The organism is Pseudomonas sp. 7SR1 (genome assembly GCF_900156465.1).
GTDB lineage: Bacteria > Pseudomonadota > Gammaproteobacteria > Pseudomonadales > Pseudomonadaceae > Aquipseudomonas.
This window is the reverse complement of the sequence record NZ_LT707064.1, coordinates 5,365,091-5,381,692: the sequence shown is the minus strand read 5'-3', so window position 1 is coordinate 5,381,692 and position 16,602 is coordinate 5,365,091. Positions and strand designations below refer to the sequence as shown.

The 16,602-nt window shown below is 64.1% G+C and carries 14 protein-coding genes; 11 read left to right on the top strand and 3 right to left on the bottom strand.

The features are described 5' to 3' along the window. The first annotated feature begins 135 nt into the window (after positions 1 to 135). Positions 136 to 543 (top strand): response regulator, encoded by a 408-nt coding sequence (locus BW992_RS23605; RefSeq protein ID WP_072430436.1) that lies wholly within the window; start codon positions 136 to 138, stop codon positions 541 to 543. Positions 544 to 585: 42 nt separating this feature from the next. Here the strand turns inward: BW992_RS23605 and BW992_RS23600 are convergent, their stop codons facing one another. Together BW992_RS23600 and BW992_RS23595 are read right to left on the bottom strand one after the other, a co-directional pair. Beyond that, positions 586 to 2,208, bottom strand: coding sequence for an MFS transporter (locus tag BW992_RS23600; RefSeq protein ID WP_072394304.1), 1,623 nt, complete (start codon positions 2,206 to 2,208; stop codon positions 586 to 588). A gap of 120 nt (positions 2,209 to 2,328) precedes the next feature. Continuing rightward, positions 2,329 to 3,972 (bottom strand): GMC family oxidoreductase, encoded by a 1,644-nt coding sequence (locus BW992_RS23595; protein WP_072394306.1) that lies wholly within the window; start codon positions 3,970 to 3,972, stop codon positions 2,329 to 2,331. Positions 3,973 to 4,102: 130 nt separating this feature from the next. On the opposite strand from BW992_RS23595, the gene BW992_RS23590 reads away from it, so the two are divergent. From BW992_RS23590 to BW992_RS23575, 5 genes are all read left to right on the top strand, one after another. Further along, positions 4,103 to 4,987, top strand: a complete 885-nt coding sequence (locus BW992_RS23590) for a LysR family transcriptional regulator (RefSeq protein ID WP_072430437.1) — start codon at positions 4,103 to 4,105, stop codon at positions 4,985 to 4,987. Positions 4,988 to 5,043: 56 nt separating this feature from the next. After that, complete coding sequence (locus BW992_RS27655) at positions 5,044 to 5,103, top strand: hypothetical protein (protein ID WP_442961967.1); 60 nt, start codon at positions 5,044 to 5,046, stop codon at positions 5,101 to 5,103. Positions 5,104 to 5,259: 156 nt separating this feature from the next. Then, positions 5,260 to 5,631 (top strand): c-type cytochrome, encoded by a 372-nt coding sequence (locus BW992_RS23585; RefSeq protein ID WP_072430438.1) that lies wholly within the window; start codon positions 5,260 to 5,262, stop codon positions 5,629 to 5,631. 19 nt (positions 5,632 to 5,650) lie between these two features. Continuing rightward, complete coding sequence (locus tag BW992_RS23580; RefSeq protein ID WP_072430439.1) at positions 5,651 to 7,045, top strand: D-arabinono-1,4-lactone oxidase; 1,395 nt, start codon at positions 5,651 to 5,653, stop codon at positions 7,043 to 7,045. A gap of 26 nt (positions 7,046 to 7,071) precedes the next feature. Next, on the top strand, positions 7,072 to 8,328 hold the full coding sequence (locus BW992_RS23575; protein ID WP_231991148.1) for a DSD1 family PLP-dependent enzyme: 1,257 nt from the start codon (positions 7,072 to 7,074) through the stop codon (positions 8,326 to 8,328). A 116-nt stretch (positions 8,329 to 8,444) separates the two neighbouring features. Here the strand turns inward: BW992_RS23575 and BW992_RS23570 are convergent, their stop codons facing one another. Then, on the bottom strand, positions 8,445 to 9,389 hold the full coding sequence (locus tag BW992_RS23570; RefSeq protein WP_072394320.1) for a SphA family protein: 945 nt from the start codon (positions 9,387 to 9,389) through the stop codon (positions 8,445 to 8,447). 204 nt (positions 9,390 to 9,593) lie between these two features. Between BW992_RS23570 and BW992_RS23565 the strand changes: the two genes are divergently transcribed. From BW992_RS23565 to BW992_RS23545, 5 genes are all read left to right on the top strand, one after another. After that, the gene (locus BW992_RS23565) at positions 9,594 to 10,634 is read left to right on the top strand and encodes an AraC family transcriptional regulator (protein WP_072394323.1); all 1,041 of its coding nucleotides are present in this window, start codon (positions 9,594 to 9,596) and stop codon (positions 10,632 to 10,634) included. A 111-nt stretch (positions 10,635 to 10,745) separates the two neighbouring features. Next, positions 10,746 to 11,363, top strand: coding sequence for a transcriptional repressor LexA (gene lexA, locus BW992_RS23560; RefSeq protein ID WP_072394326.1), 618 nt, complete (start codon positions 10,746 to 10,748; stop codon positions 11,361 to 11,363). Further along, on the top strand, positions 11,363 to 11,992 hold the full coding sequence (gene imuA / locus BW992_RS23555) for a translesion DNA synthesis-associated protein ImuA (protein WP_072394329.1): 630 nt from the start codon (positions 11,363 to 11,365) through the stop codon (positions 11,990 to 11,992). Before lexA ends, imuA begins: the two co-directional genes overlap by 1 nt. Before the next feature lie 7 nt (positions 11,993 to 11,999). After that, a complete protein-coding gene (locus BW992_RS23550; RefSeq protein ID WP_072394331.1) occupies positions 12,000 to 13,415 on the top strand; it encodes a Y-family DNA polymerase in 1,416 nt (471 codons plus the stop codon). Then, positions 13,391 to 16,489, top strand: coding sequence for an error-prone DNA polymerase (locus BW992_RS23545; RefSeq protein WP_165887607.1), 3,099 nt, complete (start codon positions 13,391 to 13,393; stop codon positions 16,487 to 16,489). Before BW992_RS23550 ends, BW992_RS23545 begins: the two co-directional genes overlap by 25 nt. The last annotated feature ends 113 nt before the right edge of the window (positions 16,490 to 16,602 follow it).

The window sequence follows — 16,602 nt, the reverse complement described above, 5'->3', positions numbered from 1 at the left end:
GCGTTGCAAAAGAGCGTCTGGCACGACGTTCAGCGGCCCATTCGCAAGCAGAATGAATTTATGTGAAAGGTGCAGTTCATAACTTGCAGAGCGGTCAAAACCGCAAAAAAACCGACGGCAGGGAGAGTCAATCACATGAATTCGATGCCAAACGGCAACGGACAGGCGACCACACGTTTGATTCTTGTTGTTGAAGATGATCCGACGATCCTGGAGTTCCTGTGCGAAATACTGGAGGACGAAGGGTTTGTGGTGGAGCCTCGGGAAAGCGCCGATTCGGCGTTGACGTTTCTTGAGCAGAGTGCCGACTACGTGGACCTGCTGCTCACCGATATCACCATGCCCGGCACGATCGACGGCGCGGACCTGGCCAACATGACCGGGGACCGCTGGCCGCAGATTCCGCTGCTGATCATGTCGGGCTACGAAACGCCGGAAAGTGCCGGGATCAAGCACCACGCCTCCTTCATCGCCAAGCCCTGGGCCCTGGGGCAGATGCTGGACCTGGTGGAAAGCACGGTGAAGAATCGCCAGGTCCACTGATGGACGGCGAGGGGCCTGGCCCCCCGCCACGGGACGCTGTCTTCAGTTTTTATCCAGGTCCACGTTTCTGGTTTCCCGCAGGCAGAGCATGCCCACCACCAGGCTGACCCCGGTGATCACCACCGGGTACCACAGCCCATAGAAGATATCGCCGGTATAGACCACCAGGGCGAACGACACGGTGGGCAGGAAGCCGCCGAACCAGCCGTTGCCGATGTGGTAGGGCAGCGACATGGAGGTGTAGCGGATACGGGTGGGAAACAGTTCGACCATCAGCGCCGCCAACGGGCCGTAGCACATCGCTGAAATGATGATCAGCGCCACGATCAGCACCACGATCATGGTCCGGTTGATCTGCTGGGCATCGGCTTGTTGTGGGTAGCCTGCCAGGGTCACCGCTGCCCGCAGCGCGGACTCGTCGAAGCCTTCGAGTTTCACGTCGCCGACGCTGACCTGCACGTTGCTGCCGGCCGGCGCCGACACGCTGCTGTAGGGCAGCCCCTGCTTGACCAGGAACGTCTTGACCTTGTCGCAGGGGCTGTCGAAGCGCGCCTTGCCCACCGGGTCGAATTGAAAGGTACAGGTCGCCGGGTCGGCCACCACCGTGATCGGCGCCTGGCGGCTCGCCAGGTCGATGGCCGGGTTGGCGTAGTGGGCCAGGGTCTTGAAAATCGGGAAATACAGTGCCGTGGCCAGGAGCAGGCCGACCATCAGCACGGGCTTGCGCCCGACCTTGTCCGACAGCCAGCCGAAGAAGATGAAGAATGGTGCGCCGATCACCACGCTGACGATCAGCAGGCTGTTGGCCAGGGCCGGGTCCATCTTCAGGAACTGGGTCAGGAAGAACAGCACGTAGAACTGCGCCGCGTAGAAGGTGACTGCTTGCCCGGCGTTGATGCTGAACAGGGCGATCAGCACCACCTTGAGGTTTTCCCATTTGCCGAAGGACTCACGGATGGGGGCCTTGCAGCACTTGCCTTCCTCTTTCATTTTCAGGAATGCCGGCGACTCATGCAGGCTCAGGCGGATCCAGGTGGAAATGCCCAGCAGCACGATCGACAGCAGGAACGGAATGCGCCAGCCCCAGACCTCGAACTGGTCGCCAGTGAAATAACGGCAGCCCAGCACCACCAGCAAGGAAAGCAACAGACCGAGGGTGGCCGTGGACTGGATCCAGCTGGTGTGGAAGCCGCGCTTGCCTATGGGGGCGTGCTCGGCGACATACGTGGCCGCTCCGCCATATTCACCGCCCAGGGCCAGGCCCTGCAGCATGCGCAACACCACCAGGATGATCGGCGCGGCGATGCCGATGCTGGCGTAGTTGGGCAACAGGCCGACACAGAAGGTCGCCACGCCCATGAGGACGATGGTGGCCAGGAAGGTGTACTTGCGTCCGATCATGTCCCCCAGCCGCCCGAACACCAAGGCACCGAACGGCCGCACGATGAAACCGGCGGCGAATGCCATCAGGGCGAAGATGAATGCCGTGGTGTCGTTGACGCCGGCGAAGAACTGCTTGCTGATCACCGCCGCGAGGGCGCCGTAGAGGAAAAAGTCGTACCACTCGAACACCGTCCCCAGGGACGAGGCGAAGATGACCTTCTGGGTTTCCTGGCTGGTGCCGACGCTGCGCGTGGCTTCCAGGGGCTGAACATGCTCAGACATATCGGTATCCCTCACAGTGATTGTTTTTGTTGTTCCACTGTCGACGCCGGGTTGGCGTCTCCTGGTTTGACACACCTTCTTGGATCGACTCACCCCGCTGGTTGGAGAGTGACCTGTTCTTCAGGCCGTGACAGGTTCTTCTTGGGTGCTGATGTTCCTCGTGGCCGGGTTGAGCATCATCTGCGCCGCCTTCTCGGCGATCATCAGGGTCGGCGAGCAGGTATTGCCCGAGGTGATGCGCGGCATGATCGAGGCGTCGGCGACGCGCAGTCCGGCGATGCCATGAACCTGCAACTGTGCATCCACCACCGCGTCCTGGTCATGGCCCATGCGGCAGGTACCCACCGGATGGAAGATCGTCGTGCCGATACGGGCGGCGGCCTGGTGCAGTTCTTCTTCCGTCTGCAGGTTGGGCCCCGGCAGATATTCCTTGGGTTTGAAACCTTGCAGGGCAGGGGCGGCGACGATACGGCGGGTCAGGCGAATGGCGTCGGCGGCGACCCGCAGGTCTTGCGGGTGGCTCAGGTAGTTGGGTTGGATCACCGGGGCTTCGCGCGGGTCGGCCGAACGGATATCCACCCGACCACGGCTTTGCGGGCGCAGGTCGCAGACCGAAGCGGTGAAGGCCGGGAACGTGTGCAGCGGCTCCCCGAAACGCTCCAGGGACAACGGTTGAACGTGATATTCAAGGTTGGCCGAGGTCTGTTCCGGCCCTGAACGGGCAAACGCGCCCAATTGGCTGGGAGCCATGGACAAGGGGCCGCTGCGGTCATAGAGATAGCGCAGGCCCATGCCCATCTTGCCCCACAACGTGCCGGCGATCTGGTTCAGGGTGCGGGCGTTTTCCAGCTGATAGATCAACCGCAGTTGCAGGTGATCCTGCAGGTTGCCACCCACGCCGGGCAGTTCATGGACCACGCCGATGCCCAGCCGCTGCAACAGGTTGCGCGGGCCGATCCCCGAGCGTTGCAGAATCGCCGGAGAGCCCACGGCGCCAGCGCACAGCACGATTTCCCGGCGCGCCTTGTAATTCATGCCCTTGCCCTGCCAGCGGGCGCTGACGGCATGGGCCCGCCCGTCGCGAAGCAGTACGCGGTCGACTTCCACTTCGGTCAGTACCGTGAGGTTGGAGCGCTGACGCACTGGCTTGAGAAAGGCCTTGGCGGCGTTCCAGCGGACCCCGGCCTTCTGGTTGACCTGGAAATAACCGCAGCCCTCATTGTCGCCGCCATTGAAGTCGTCGAGGTTGGGGATGCCGCTCTGTTCGGCGGCGGTGCGGAAGGCGTCGAGGATCGGCCAGGACAGGCGCTGGCGTTCGACCCGCCACTCACCGGCGGCGCCGTGCAGTTCGGAGTCGCCGGCGAAGTGGTTTTCGCTCTGCCGAAACAGCGGCAGCACATCTTTCCAGGCCCAGCCGCTATTGCCTTCGGCGGCCCAGCCATCGTAGTCCGCCGCCTGGCCACGCATGTAGATCATGCCGTTGATGGAGGAGCAGCCCCCCAGCACCTTGCCTCTTGGATAGCTCAGGGCGCGTCCTTGCAGGCCGGGTTGGGCTTCGGTCTTGAAGCACCAGTCGGTGCGCGGGTTGCCAATGCAGAACAGATAACCCACGGGGATGTGGATCCAGGGGTAGTTGTCGCGCGCGCCGGCTTCGAGCAGCAGCACACGGTGTTGCGGGTTGGCCGAGAGTCGGTTGGCCAGCAGGCATCCGGCGGGGCCGGCGCCCACGATCACGTAATCGTATTCATCGACGACAGGTTGCATCCGCGACCTCATTTTTTGTTCTTGTAGGTCCCATCCTAGTTGTTAGTTTTCGTTAAAAGAATGTTAGTTTTTAAGCAGTGGCTGTGCGTTTATAGACAGCAGCTGCGCACAATCGAGACCTGGAGCGTTCATGTTCGACTGGAATGACCTGCGCTATTTCCTGGAGCTGCAACGCAGCGGCCGCCTGCTGACGGCGGCGCGACGCCTGAATACCACCCACGCGACGGTGGCCCGGCATATCGAGGCCATCGAGAAGAGCCTGGGCACCGCGCTGTTCGTCCAGCACGCCCAGGGGTATGAACTGACCCCGGCCGGCGAGACGTTGCTCAAGCACGCCGAGGCCATGGAGAACGTGGCATTACTGGCCCAGGAGGACATCACCCAGTCCAGCGCGCCCCTGGGCAAGATCCGCCTGGGGGTGACCGAAGGGCTGGGCATCATGTTCCTGGCCAGTCGCATGGACAGCCTGTTCCAGCGGTACCCGGGGCTGGAGGTGGAGCTGGTGGCGGTGCCGCGGTTCGTCAGCATTCTCAACCGCGAAGCGGAAATCAGCATCCACCTCGAACGGCCGGCGGCCGATCTGCTGGTGACCCGCAAGCTCACCGACTACAGCCTGGCGCTGTACGCCAGTCAGGCCTACCTGGATCGCTCGCCGCCGCTGCGCAGTCGCGAAGACCTGGGGCGTCATGCCTGGATCGGTTATGTCGACGACCTGCTGTTCAGCCAGGAGCTGATGTTCCTCAACAGCTTCTGCCGCAACCCTCGGGTGGTGTTCCACAGCACCAGCGTCATCGCCCAGCAACAGGCCGCGCGTTCGGGGCTCGGTATCGCGGTGCTGCCGTGCTACATGGCCAGCGACGATCCGATGCTGGTGCCCTTGCTGCCCGACGAAACCATCCGCCGCAGCTACTGGATCAGCACCCGTCGCGAACTGCACAAGTCCGTGCGCCTGCGGGTGCTGTGGGATTACGTGGTGCAGCTGTGCGAGCGCGAGCAAGGGCTGCTGCTGCCCTGACCAGGCAGTACCTGTGGCGAGTGGATTGATCCCGCTGGGCTGCGCAGCAGTTCAAAATGTCTACCTGCAACGCCAAGGCGACACATCGGGGACGCTACGCGCCCCAACGAAGATGAATCCCCTTGCCACAGTAATCGAGTCTCCAGCGCTGGCCGCCCAAGTCCCTTTTGTGGCCCCCAATGACCTCAAGCCGACACGCCGACCTGCCTTAGTGTGGGAGCCGCCAGACCCACAACAAGAAAGGCGCGATCCTTGCGCCGCAAGAGGGCCTTATGTCGGCAAGAACATCTTTATCGCTGCTCAACGTCGCCTCCATCGCGCTGTTCGGCGCTCTGCTCGCCGGGTGCGGCGAAGAAGCCCGGCCACCCGCGCCCACGACCTTCTCGGCCATGCCCGCCGACGCGACGCTGGCGCAGATCTACGACAGCAGTTGCAAGGTCTGCCATGCCAATCCCGGCGCCGGAGCTCCCCTGACCGGTGACACCCAGGCCTGGGCCCCTCGTGTGGCCCAGGGCGCCGATACCCTGCTGGATCACGCGATCAACGGCTACAACGGCATGCCGCCGATGGGGCTGTGCATGCACTGTTCCGAAGAGCAGTTCCTGGCCCTGATCGCCTTCATGTCCGGCCAACAATTCCAATGACCAGAACGGGTGCCACGGCATGACGATGGATTTTTCACGGCGTCGCTTGCTGCAGCAGGCCGGCGTCGTCGCAGCCTTCACGGCCCTGGGCAGCCAGGGCGCACTGGCGGACCTGATACGGGCCCCGCGCCTGATCCCCTGGCGCAACTGGTCCGGGGCACAGAGCTGCCTGCCGGCGGCGCGCCTGGCGCCCAAGGACCTCGATGAGCTGGTGCAGCTGGTGAAACGGGCCGAAGGGCGGATTCGTCCGGTGGGCTCCGGCCACTCCTTCAGCGCGCTGGTGCCCACCGATGGGACCCTGCTGTCGCTGAGCCATTTCAGCGGCCTGCTGGATCATGACGCCGCCAGCCTGCAGGCCGAGTTCGGCGGCGGCACGCCCATGTCCCGCATGGGGCCGGCACTCAAGGCCGTCGGCCAGGCGCTGTTGAACATGGCGGACGTGGACTACCAGACCCTGGCAGGGGCGATTGCCACCTCGACCCACGGCACCGGCAAGGCCTTTGGCTCGTATGCGTCCCAGGTGGTGGGCCTGCAACTGGTGACGGCCCGTGGCGAGGTGCTCGATTGCGATGCCAGGCGCCATCCCGACGTGTTCCAGGCGGCCCGGGTATCCCTTGGCGCACTGGGGCTGGTCACCCGGGTGCGCCTGCAGAATCGTGCCGCGTATCGGCTGCGCGAGCGCCAATGGGTGGCCAGGACCGAAGAGTTGCTGGAAGACGTGCCTACCAATACCCGCGACAACCAGCACTGGGAAATGCAGGTGGTGACTCATTCCGACTATGCGCTGTCGATTGCCCTGAACGAAACCACCGACCCGGCCACGCCGCCCGTCAGCCCCGAAGAGGAGGGCGGCAATGAGTTCGTTACCCTGATCGAGAAGCTCGACAAGTATGGCAGCGACTTTCCGGCCACCCGCCGGACCCTGCTCAACAGCCTGCGGCTGGTGGCCGACTTCGACGACCGGGTGGGCGATTCCTATGACATCTATGCCAATGCCCGTACCGTGCGCTTCAACGAAATGGAATATTCGGTGCCGGCCGAACACGGCCCGGCGTGTCTGCGGGAGATCCTCGCGCTGATTCGCGACAAGGACCTGCGCACCTGGTTTCCCATCGAATACCGTTACGTGAAGGCCGACGACATTGCCTTAAGCATGTTCGAAGGCCGCGACAGTTGTTCGATCTCGGTGCATCAGCATTACCAGATGGATCACCACAATTTCTTCGCCGCCATCGAGCCGATCTTCTGGAAATACCAGGGGCGTCCGCACTGGGGAAAATTGCATTCTCTCAACGCCAGGACGCTCCAGGCGCTATACCCGCGCTGGAATGAATTCGCTCAGGTGCGCCAGGCCCTGGACCCCGATGGGAAGTTTCTCAACGGGCATCTTTCATCGATTCTGGGGGTGAGCTGATGAGCTTCAATCGCCGTGGTTTCCTCATGGGTACGCTGGGCACCGGGGTGTTGCTGGCCGGTGTCGGGGCCTGGCTACGGCCGACGGATCGGGGCGGCGCCTACAGCGATTATTTCCGCCAGTTGAACCGCGAGCTCAAGGACCGCGGCCCGATGCGGCCGGTCATGCTGATCGACCTGGATCGACTCGATCACAACATCGATGTGGTCAAGGCGTCGGTCCGGCGTGCCGGCAAGCAGTTGCGACTGGTGGAGAAATCCCTGCCGGCCCCCGGGTTGCTGGAATACATCGGTCGGCGCGCCGAAACCCGACGATTGATGTCGTTCCATCAGCCGTTTCTCAACCACGACGCGCAGCAGTTCCCCGAGGCCGATATTCTTCTGGGCAAACCCCTGCCGGTGCGTTCCGTCGAGTTGTTCTACCAGCTTCACAAGGGCGCGTTCGATCCTTCGCGCCAGTTGCAATGGTTGCTGGACACTCCCGAACGTCTCGAGCAATACCGGGGCCTGGCCCAGGGGCTTGGTACGCGCATGCGCATCAATATTGAATTGGACGTGGGCCTGCATCGGGGCGGGGTGAGGGATGAAGCCTCCCTGGACGCGATGCTCAAGCTGATCCGTGCCCACCCGCAACAGCTGGAGTTCGCCGGGTTCATGGGCTACGACCCGTTCGTGGGCATGGGCGTGCCCGAGTGGGTGGCCAGCCCGCAGACGCTGTTGGCCCGGGTCATGGCGATCTACCAGGCACGGGTGGATTTCGTTCGTTTGCGCTATCCCGACCTCTGGCATCCACGCCTGACACTCAACACCGCCGGCAGCCCCAGCTACCGCTTGCATGAACGGGAGAACCTCAGCACCGAAGTGTCGGTGGGCACGGCCATGCTCAAGCCCAGTCATTACGATTTGCCGTCACTGACCGATCACGTGCCGGCAGCCTATATCGCCACGCCGGTACTCAAGCGCACCGGTGCGGTGAACATCCCGGCGCTGGATGACAAGTCGCGGATTCTTGCCTGGTGGGACGTGAACCAGCGCGCCACGTTTTTCATCTACGGCGGTAACTGGATGGCCGACCTCGAATCGCCACCTGGCTTGAAGAGCAACAGCCTCTATGGCCGCAGCTCCAACCAGGAAATGGTCAACGGTTCCGAAACGGTTGGGTTGGGGCTGGAAGACCAGGTGTTCCTCAGGCCGACCCAGACCGAGTCGGTGCTGCTGCAATTCGGCGACCTGCTGGCGGTGCGCGGGGGACGGATCGTCGAAAGCTGGCCGGTCTATGCCTGACAGCGCAGCTTGTGAAGCGAGCCGGCTGGCGACCAGCCCGGAACATTCTTGTGTTCACGCACTGGTCGACTCGCTGTGGCGAGCGGGCAAATCCCAGCGGCGGTGACCGACGACAATCAAAGCTCGAACGGAATGCTGATCTTGGCCCAGAGCATCTCGCCTTCGGGTCGGTTTTGCACGTCGAACTCCTTGGCCCAGCGGATCTCGGCGCTGGCGTACTTGAGAAAGGTCAGGTGCAGCGCCGGGCCGATGGCGAATACCTGACCGCGCACCCCATCGTCCACGTCCTGGCCGGCGAACTGCACGGTGCGCCCGTACTGTTTGTCGTCGGTGGTCTGCTTGAGGTAATAGCCGTTGAGCCCTAACCGCAGGTTATCGGTCAAAAGGTAACTGACGGAATAATCGAAGTGGAAGATCTGCCCCGAGCGGTAGTCGGTGTCCTTGTTCTCACGGTTGAAGCTGTAGGTGGTCTTCATCGACACCTCGGTTCTCTCCGTGGGCAGCCAGGTGAAGGAGAACAGCGGCTTGTAGGTGTAGAAGTTGGTGCTGGTGTTGGCCAGGCGATCCGGGCTGTATTCGCCGGTCGGTACAGTGATTTCCACCGCGGCGGCCAAGGTCAGGTTCTTGCCCATGTCCCACAGCACGATGGGGGAAATGGTGGTATCGCCCATGCTTTCCCGGGTGTCCTGCAGGCCGAACACCGAGACTTCCTGCTTGAGCCAGGGCTGGGCGACGTAGATCCCGAACCGTCCGCCTGCCACCCGTAGCGGGCTCAGGTAGTCGATACGCGGCACCACCGCCGTGGATTCGATCTCCACATCGGGGACTTCGCCGCCCAATGAGCTGATGTTGAATTTCCGGGCCTTGTAGTGGTTGTAGTACAGGTTGAACGCGAACATGTGGTCGGGAAGGTTGTCGACGTCCAGCGGCAACACGAAAAAACCATCGGTGCCGGTGCCGATGTTATCGACGCCGGTCTCAGTGGCCTGGGCCGGGAGGGCGCTGGCGCAGGCCAGGCCCAGGGTCATTTGCAAGGCGAATCGCGTGCGGATCGGGTTCATGGGCGAGCTCGTTATTATTGTTGGGGTGCACCGAAAGTCCGAGCCATAGAAATAAGCCGTTCGTCATCGAGAGGGCAGGGTATTGGCGGCCACACAGGGGACTTGGGCGGCCACATTTCGTATCCCCCATTGCATCGGCTCATGCTAACGTTCATGAAACAACCGGTTACAAAAACGCCTCCTAACGTGCTCCGGACCCCGCCCATGCAGAAAGTCATCGACCCTACCTACGAATTGGCACTGGTATCGCCATTCCTGTTGCAGACCCTGGCCGAAGTCGTGACGGACAAAGGCTTCGATGCGGCCGGCCTGTGTCGCGGGCTGGGGTTCGGCCTTGACGATCTGCAGGACCCTGCCCAGCGTATTTCCTATCGCCAGGCCGCCCTCATGATCCAGCGGGCACTCAAGCTATTGCCGGACCAGGGGCTGGGCCTCTGGGTCGGCGATCGCAATGTGTTGGGCACCCTGGGCCTGCTGGGGCATGTCCTGTCGCTGTGCGAAACCCTGCGCGATGCCTTCGCCCTGGGGGTGCGCTACCAGCACACCACCGGCGGTATCGCGGTGACCAGTGTCGAAGAGGCCCCGGGCCGGATCATGGTCGAGGCGAGCTGCCGGTTGCCTTTCGCCGAGGTCCAGGTGTTCGCGGTCGAGGAGTTCTTCGCCAGCCTGATGGTCTATGGCCGGGCACTGGCGGGAGCGGATTTCAAGCCCGAGGCCGTGGAGTTCATGCATGCCGCACCGTCCTATGCCACGCAGTACCAGCGGATCCTGGGACCGGAGGTGCGTTTCGGTTGCCGCTACAATCGCATGCTCATCGATGTCCGCTGGCTGGACGTGCGCCTGCCCAACCATCATCCGTTGGCTTTGCGCCAGGCCCTGGCTTTGCTGGAGCAGGAGGCCACCGAGGTCCACCGCAAGATCGACCTGATCCAGGCCGTGGAACGGGCCATCGCCCGGGACCTGACCCGGGGCAGTCACATCGAGAAAATCGCTGGGGACCTGAACATGAGCAGTCGTACCCTGCGTCGGCGCCTGACCGAACACAGCCTGACCTTCGAGGCCTTGCTCGAACAGGTGCGTCGCGGCCGGACCCTGAACCTGCTGGCCAATCCCGAACTGTCCATCGAGCGGATCACCGAGGAAGTCGGTTACAGCGATGTGCGCAGCTTCCGCCGCGCCTTCCGGCGCTGGACCGGCATGAGCCCCAGCGCGTTTCGCAGCGAAGGTGCCGAGGCCCGGCTTTGAGTCCTGCCGCTGGGGCACTGCTTTCGCAGGGGGCCCGCAGAAGGTTGGCACGGGTGTCGATGGTGTGAACTGACTGGCGGCGCTTGTCAGGAAAATCCCGCAGGAGTACAAATGTACTCCATGACGACTCTCACTCCTCGCCGCGCCGCCATCCTGACGTTCATCCGCGACCGTATCGCCGATCAGGGCCAGCCTCCCAGCCTCGCTGAAATCAGCGAGGCCTTCGGCTTCGCCTCCCGGAGCGTGGCGCGCAAGCATGTGCTGGCGTTGACCGAAGCCGGTTTCATCGAAGTCAACCCACACCAGGCCCGGGGCATCCGGTTGCTCAACCAGTCGCCGCGTCCCGAACTGCTGGACGTGCCGGTGCTGGGACGAGTGGCTGCCGGCCTGCCCATCGGCGCCGATGCCGAAGTCCATGACCGTCTGATGCTCGACCCGGCGATATTTTCCAAGGCCCCCGATTACCTGCTGCGGGTCCAGGGTGACTCGATGATCGGGGACGGCATTCTCGACGGCGACCTGGTGGGGGTACAACGCACGCCCCAGGCCTCCAACGGGCAAATCGTGGTAGCCCGGCTCGACGGTGAAGTCACCATCAAGCGCTTCGAGCGAGTCGGCGAACAGGTGCGTCTGTTGCCACGCAACCCGGCCTATCAGCCGATCATTGTCGAAGCCGACCGGGACCTGGCCATCGAAGGGGTGTTCTGTGGCCTCTTGAGGCAAGGCTGATGGGCGCGGTCGTTGCGCTGGATACGCTGTTCAATGGCGGCCAGGTCTGGAAGGGCCGGCCTGCGCCGCCGGCCGCCAGTCCACAGCCCACCGGCCATGCCGAACTGGACGCGGCATTGCCCAGTGGCGGCTGGCCGGAGTCAGCGCTGACGGAGATCCTCCTGGCCGCGCCGGGGGTCGGTGAGATGCAGCTGGTATGGCCGACCCTGGCCCGACTGTCGGCGGCAGGGGAGCGGATCGTGCTGGTGGCGCCGCCGTTCGTGCCTTACCCCCAGGCCTGGCAGAATGCCGGAGTCGACCTGCGCCAGTTATCGGTGATCCGGGCCGATGAGCGCGATGCCCTGTGGGCCACCGAACAGTGCCTGCGCTCAGGCTGTTGTGGCGCGGTCCTGTGCTGGCCCCGCCAGGCCGATGACCGGGCCCTGCGCCGTTTGCAGGTGGCGGCGGAAACCGGCCAGACCCTGGCGTTCGCCTGGCGCTCGATCCAGGAAGCCGTCAATCCGTCCCCGGCGGCCCTGCGCATTGCCATCGATGCCCGGCCCGGGCAATTGCGCGTGCTCAAGTGTCGCGGCGGGCTGGCCCGTCCGGCGCCGATAGCCTTTACCCCGTACTCACCAACAGAGCATTGAGGTTGCGATGCGCTGGGTCTGTATCCTGTTTCCACAATTGGCGCTGGACGCCGCGCTGCGTCAGCGCCCCGATCCCGAGGAGCCCCTGGCCCTGCTGAGCGGTCCCGCCCAGCGACGTGTGCTGCGCGCGGTCAACGAGCCCGCCCGGGCCCTGGGCCTGCGTCCCGGCCAGAGCATGACCGCCGCCCAGGCCCTGAGCAAAGGCTTTGCCACCGCCGAATACGACGCGGCACAGATCGAACACTGGCAACAGTTCCTGGCAGCCTGGGCCTACCGTTTCAGTTCCCAGGTCAGCGTGCACTATCCGCGCACGGTGCTGTTCGAGATCGAGTCGAGCCTGGGCCTGTTCGGGACCTGGCCGGTATTCGAGGCCCGGTTGCGGGCCGAGCTGACCGAACTGGGCTTTCGGCATCGCATCGTCGCGGCTCCGAACCCGGTGGCGGCTCGGGTTCTGGCCAATGCCTATGACGCCCTGGTGGTACCCGATGGCGAGACCTTGCAGGCATACCTGGGGCAGATGCCGGTGGACCGCATCAGCCTGGCGCCCGATGTCGCCACGGCCTTGTCGCGTATGGGCCTGCGTCGCCTGAGCCAAGTCCAGGCCTTGCCCCGGCACACCCTGGCGCGTCGCTTTGACGCCCAGGTGCTAAAGCACCTCGACGCCCTGGTGGGCAGTCGTACCCTGGCGCTGTCGTTCTACTTGCCGCCGGACCGCTTCGACGTGCGCATCGAGCTCAACTATGACGTCCAGTCCCATCAGGCGTTGCTGTTCCCCTTGCGTCGATTGACCGGTGACCTGTCGGCTTTCCTCTGTGGCCGCGACAGCGGCGTGCAGCGGTTCGACCTGCATCTGGAGCACGCCGGGCTGGCGGACACGGTGATCAAGGTCGGCCTGCTCAGCGCCGAGCGGGACCCTTCGATGCTTTTCGAGCTGGCCCGTGGCCGATTGGAACAGGTGCAGGTCCAGGCCCCGGTGCGCGGCTTTCGCTTGTGCGCCGAAGATCTGCCGTCATTCGTCCCCCAGCGCCTGGAACTGTTCGACGAGCGACCGCAGCAGTCACTGCCCTGGGAACAGCTGCGTGAGCGGCTGCGGGCGCGGCTGGGCGATGAGGCGGTGCTGGGCCTGGGGTTTCGTGACGATCATCGACCCGAGTGCGCCTGGCAGATGAGTCCTCAGCCCCGCGTCGAGGCCTGCCCCGTGGGCGCGCAGCGTCCCGGCTGGTTGCTGGACGAATGCCAGATGCTGTCGGAGAGCCAGGCCCGCATCCTCATGGGGCCGGAACGCATCGAGTCCGGTTGGTGGGACGGTGCCGATGTGCGTCGCGACTACTACCTCGTCGAAACCCGTGCCGGGCAACGAGGCTGGGCCTATCGACCAGTGGGCGAGGGCGGGCCGCTGTGGCTGCAGGGCTGGTTCGCATGACTGTCGAATACGCCGAGCTGCATTGCCTGTCCAACTTCAGTTTCCAGCGCGGCGCCTCCAGCGCCCTGGAGCTGTGTCGGCGGGCCAAGGAGCAGGGCTATCGGGCCCTGGCGATCACCGACGAATGCACACTGGCCGGCATCGTCCGTGCCTGGCAGGCGGCCAGAGAGCTGGACCTGCACCTGATCGTCGGCAGCGAAATCCAGGTGGAGCATGGTCCGAAACTGGTGTTGCTGGTGGAGAACCTGGAGGGCTACCAGGCCTTGTGCCGGTTGATCACCCGCGCCCGGCGCCGCAGCGAGAAGGGGCGCTATCGCATCGTGCGCGAGGATTTCGACGAACCCTTGCCCGGGCTGCTGGCCTTGTGGGTCCCCGATGGCAACGATGCCGAAGCCCAGGGCCGCTGGCTCCAGTCGATCTTTGCCGGTCGCTTGTGGCTATCGGTGCAGTTGCACTGCGGGCAGGACGACCGCCAGCGCCTGGCGGACTTGCTGGCCCTGGCCGGGCGCCTCGGGCTCGCCGCTGTCGCCACGGGCGACGTGCACATGCACGTGCGTGGCCGTCGGGCCTTGCAGGACACCATGACCGCCATTCGTTACCACGTCACGGTGGCCGAGGCCGGGCAGCGCCTGCACCCTAACGGTGAGCGCCACTTGCGCAGCCGCAAGGATCTGGCCGGGCTCTATCCCCGCGCCTTGCTCGATGAAACCCTCCACATCGCCCGGCGTTGCACGTTCGACCTCGGTCAACTGCGTTATCAATACCCGCATGAACTGGTTCCCGAGGGCCATGACCCGACATCCTGGTTGCGCGAGCTGACCGAGCGGGGCATGCGCAAGCGCTGGGGGGGCGGCGTGAATGACAAGGTCCGGCGGCAGATCGAGACGGAGCTGGAGCTGATCGCCGAGCTGGGCTACGACAGCTACTTCCTCACCGTGCAGGACATCGTCAGCTTCGCTCGGGAGCGGCACATTCTCTGTCAGGGGCGCGGTTCGGCGGCCAACTCGGCGGTGTGCTATGCCTTGGGCATCACCGAAATCGACCCCGGCCGGACCAACCTGCTGTTCGAGCGATTCCTGTCCCGGGAGCGCAATGAGCCGCCGGACATCGATGTCGATTTCGAGCACGAGCGTCGTGAAGAAGTGCTGCAATACGTGTTTCGCCGTTACGGTCGCCATCGTGCGGCGTTGACGGCAGTGGTCAGCAGCTACCACGGTGCGGGGGCGGTACGGGACGTCGCCAAGGCCCTGGGCCTGCCGCCGGACCAGATCAACGCCCTGGCCGACTGTTGCGGGCGCTGGAGCGACGAAGCGCCGCCGCTGGAGCGCTTGCGCGAGGGCGGTTTCGACCCGGACAGTCCGGTGCTGCAGCGGGTATTGGGGCTGACCCGGCAACTGATCGGATTTCCCCGGCATCTGTCCCAGCACCCCGGCGGCTTCGTGATTTCCGAACAGCCCCTGGATACCCTTGTACCGGTGGAAAACGCCGCCATGGCCGAGCGCACCATCATCCAGTGGGACAAGGATGACCTGGACGCGGTCGGGCTGCTCAAGGTGGATATCCTGGCCCTGGGCATGCTCAGTGCGATCCGGCGGTGTTTCGACTTGATCGAGGGGTATCGGGGGCAACGCTACACCCTGGCCAGCCTGCCTCATGACGATAAGGCTACATTCGACATGATCAGCCGCGCCGACACCATCGGCGTGTTCCAGATCGAGTCACGGGCGCAGATGGCCATGTTGCCTCGGCTCAAGCCCAAGGATTTCTACGACCTGGTGATCGAAGTGGCGATCGTGCGCCCCGGTCCGATCCAGGGCGGGATGGTTCATCCGTACCTCAAACGCCGCAATGATGAAGAGCCCGTTACTTACCCTTCACCGGAACTGAAGACGGTCCTTGGGCGCACCCTGGGCATTCCGTTGTTCCAGGAACAGGTCATGCAGATCGCCATCGTCGCGGCCGACTACACCCCCGGCGAAGCGGACCAGTTGCGCCGCTCCATGGCCGCCTGGAAACGTCACGGCGGCCTGGAGCCCCACCGGGAACGCCTGGCTGCCGGGATGAAGAAAAACGGTTACACCGCTGAATTCGCTGCGCAGATTTTCGAGCAGATCAAAGGCTTCGGCAATTACGGCTTTCCCGAATCCCATGCCGCCAGTTTCGCGTTGCTGACTTACGCCAGCAGTTGGCTCAAATGCCACGAACCGGCGGCATTCGCTTGCGCCCTGATCAACAGCTGGCCCATGGGTTTCTACAGTCCGGACCAGATCCTGCAGGATGCCCGCCGCCATCAATTGCAGATCCGTCCGGTGGACGTGCGAGCCAGTGATTGGGATTGCAGCCTGGAACCTCTGGAAGGTCGGCAACCGGCGATCCGCATGGGCTTGCGCCAGATCAAGGGCTTTCGTGAGGAGGACGCCCGGCGTATCGAAGCGGCTCGCCGACAGCGGGCTTTCGGTGACGTGGCCGATCTGGGCGAGCGCGCGCAACTCGATACCCGGGCCCTCGAACAACTGGCCGACGCCGGAGCCTTGCGCGGCCTGGCCGGTGATCGTCATCGCGCTCGCTGGGAAGTGGCCGGAGTGCAGAAACAACTGGGTCTGTTTGCCGGTTTGCCCAACCAGGAAGAGCCGCCGGTGAGTCTGCCCAAGCCATCGGTGGGGGAAAATCTGTTCGCCGACTACGCGACCCTCGGCACCACGCTGGGGCCTCATCCGTTGGCTTTATTGCGCCCCGAACTGCGTGCCCGCCGCTGTCGCAGCTCCCGGGAGTTGCAGGAGGTGGAGCATGGGCGCAACGTCAGCGTCGCCGGCCTGGTGACCGGCCGTCAGCGTCCCGGTACGGCCAGTGGCGTGACCTTCGTCACCCTGGAAGATGAATTCGGCAATCTCAACGTGGTGGTCTGGCGCGACCTGGCGGAGCGCCAGCGCAAAGTGCTGGTGGGGTCGCAGTTGCTCAAGGTCGATGGGCGCTGGGAAAGTGTCGGCGAGGTCCGCCACCTCATCGCCGGGCGCCTGAGCGACTTGACCGGGCTGCTGGCAGGCATCAACGTGCGTAGCCGCGATTTTCGCTGAGTTCCCTCGCTACCCCAATCGGCGATGGCACCCCGGCATGAAACCAAACGCCATCCTCGTGCTCGAAGCTCTGAGCACAAGGGGCTCGCGATACGCCGATTCCCAGCAGCTAT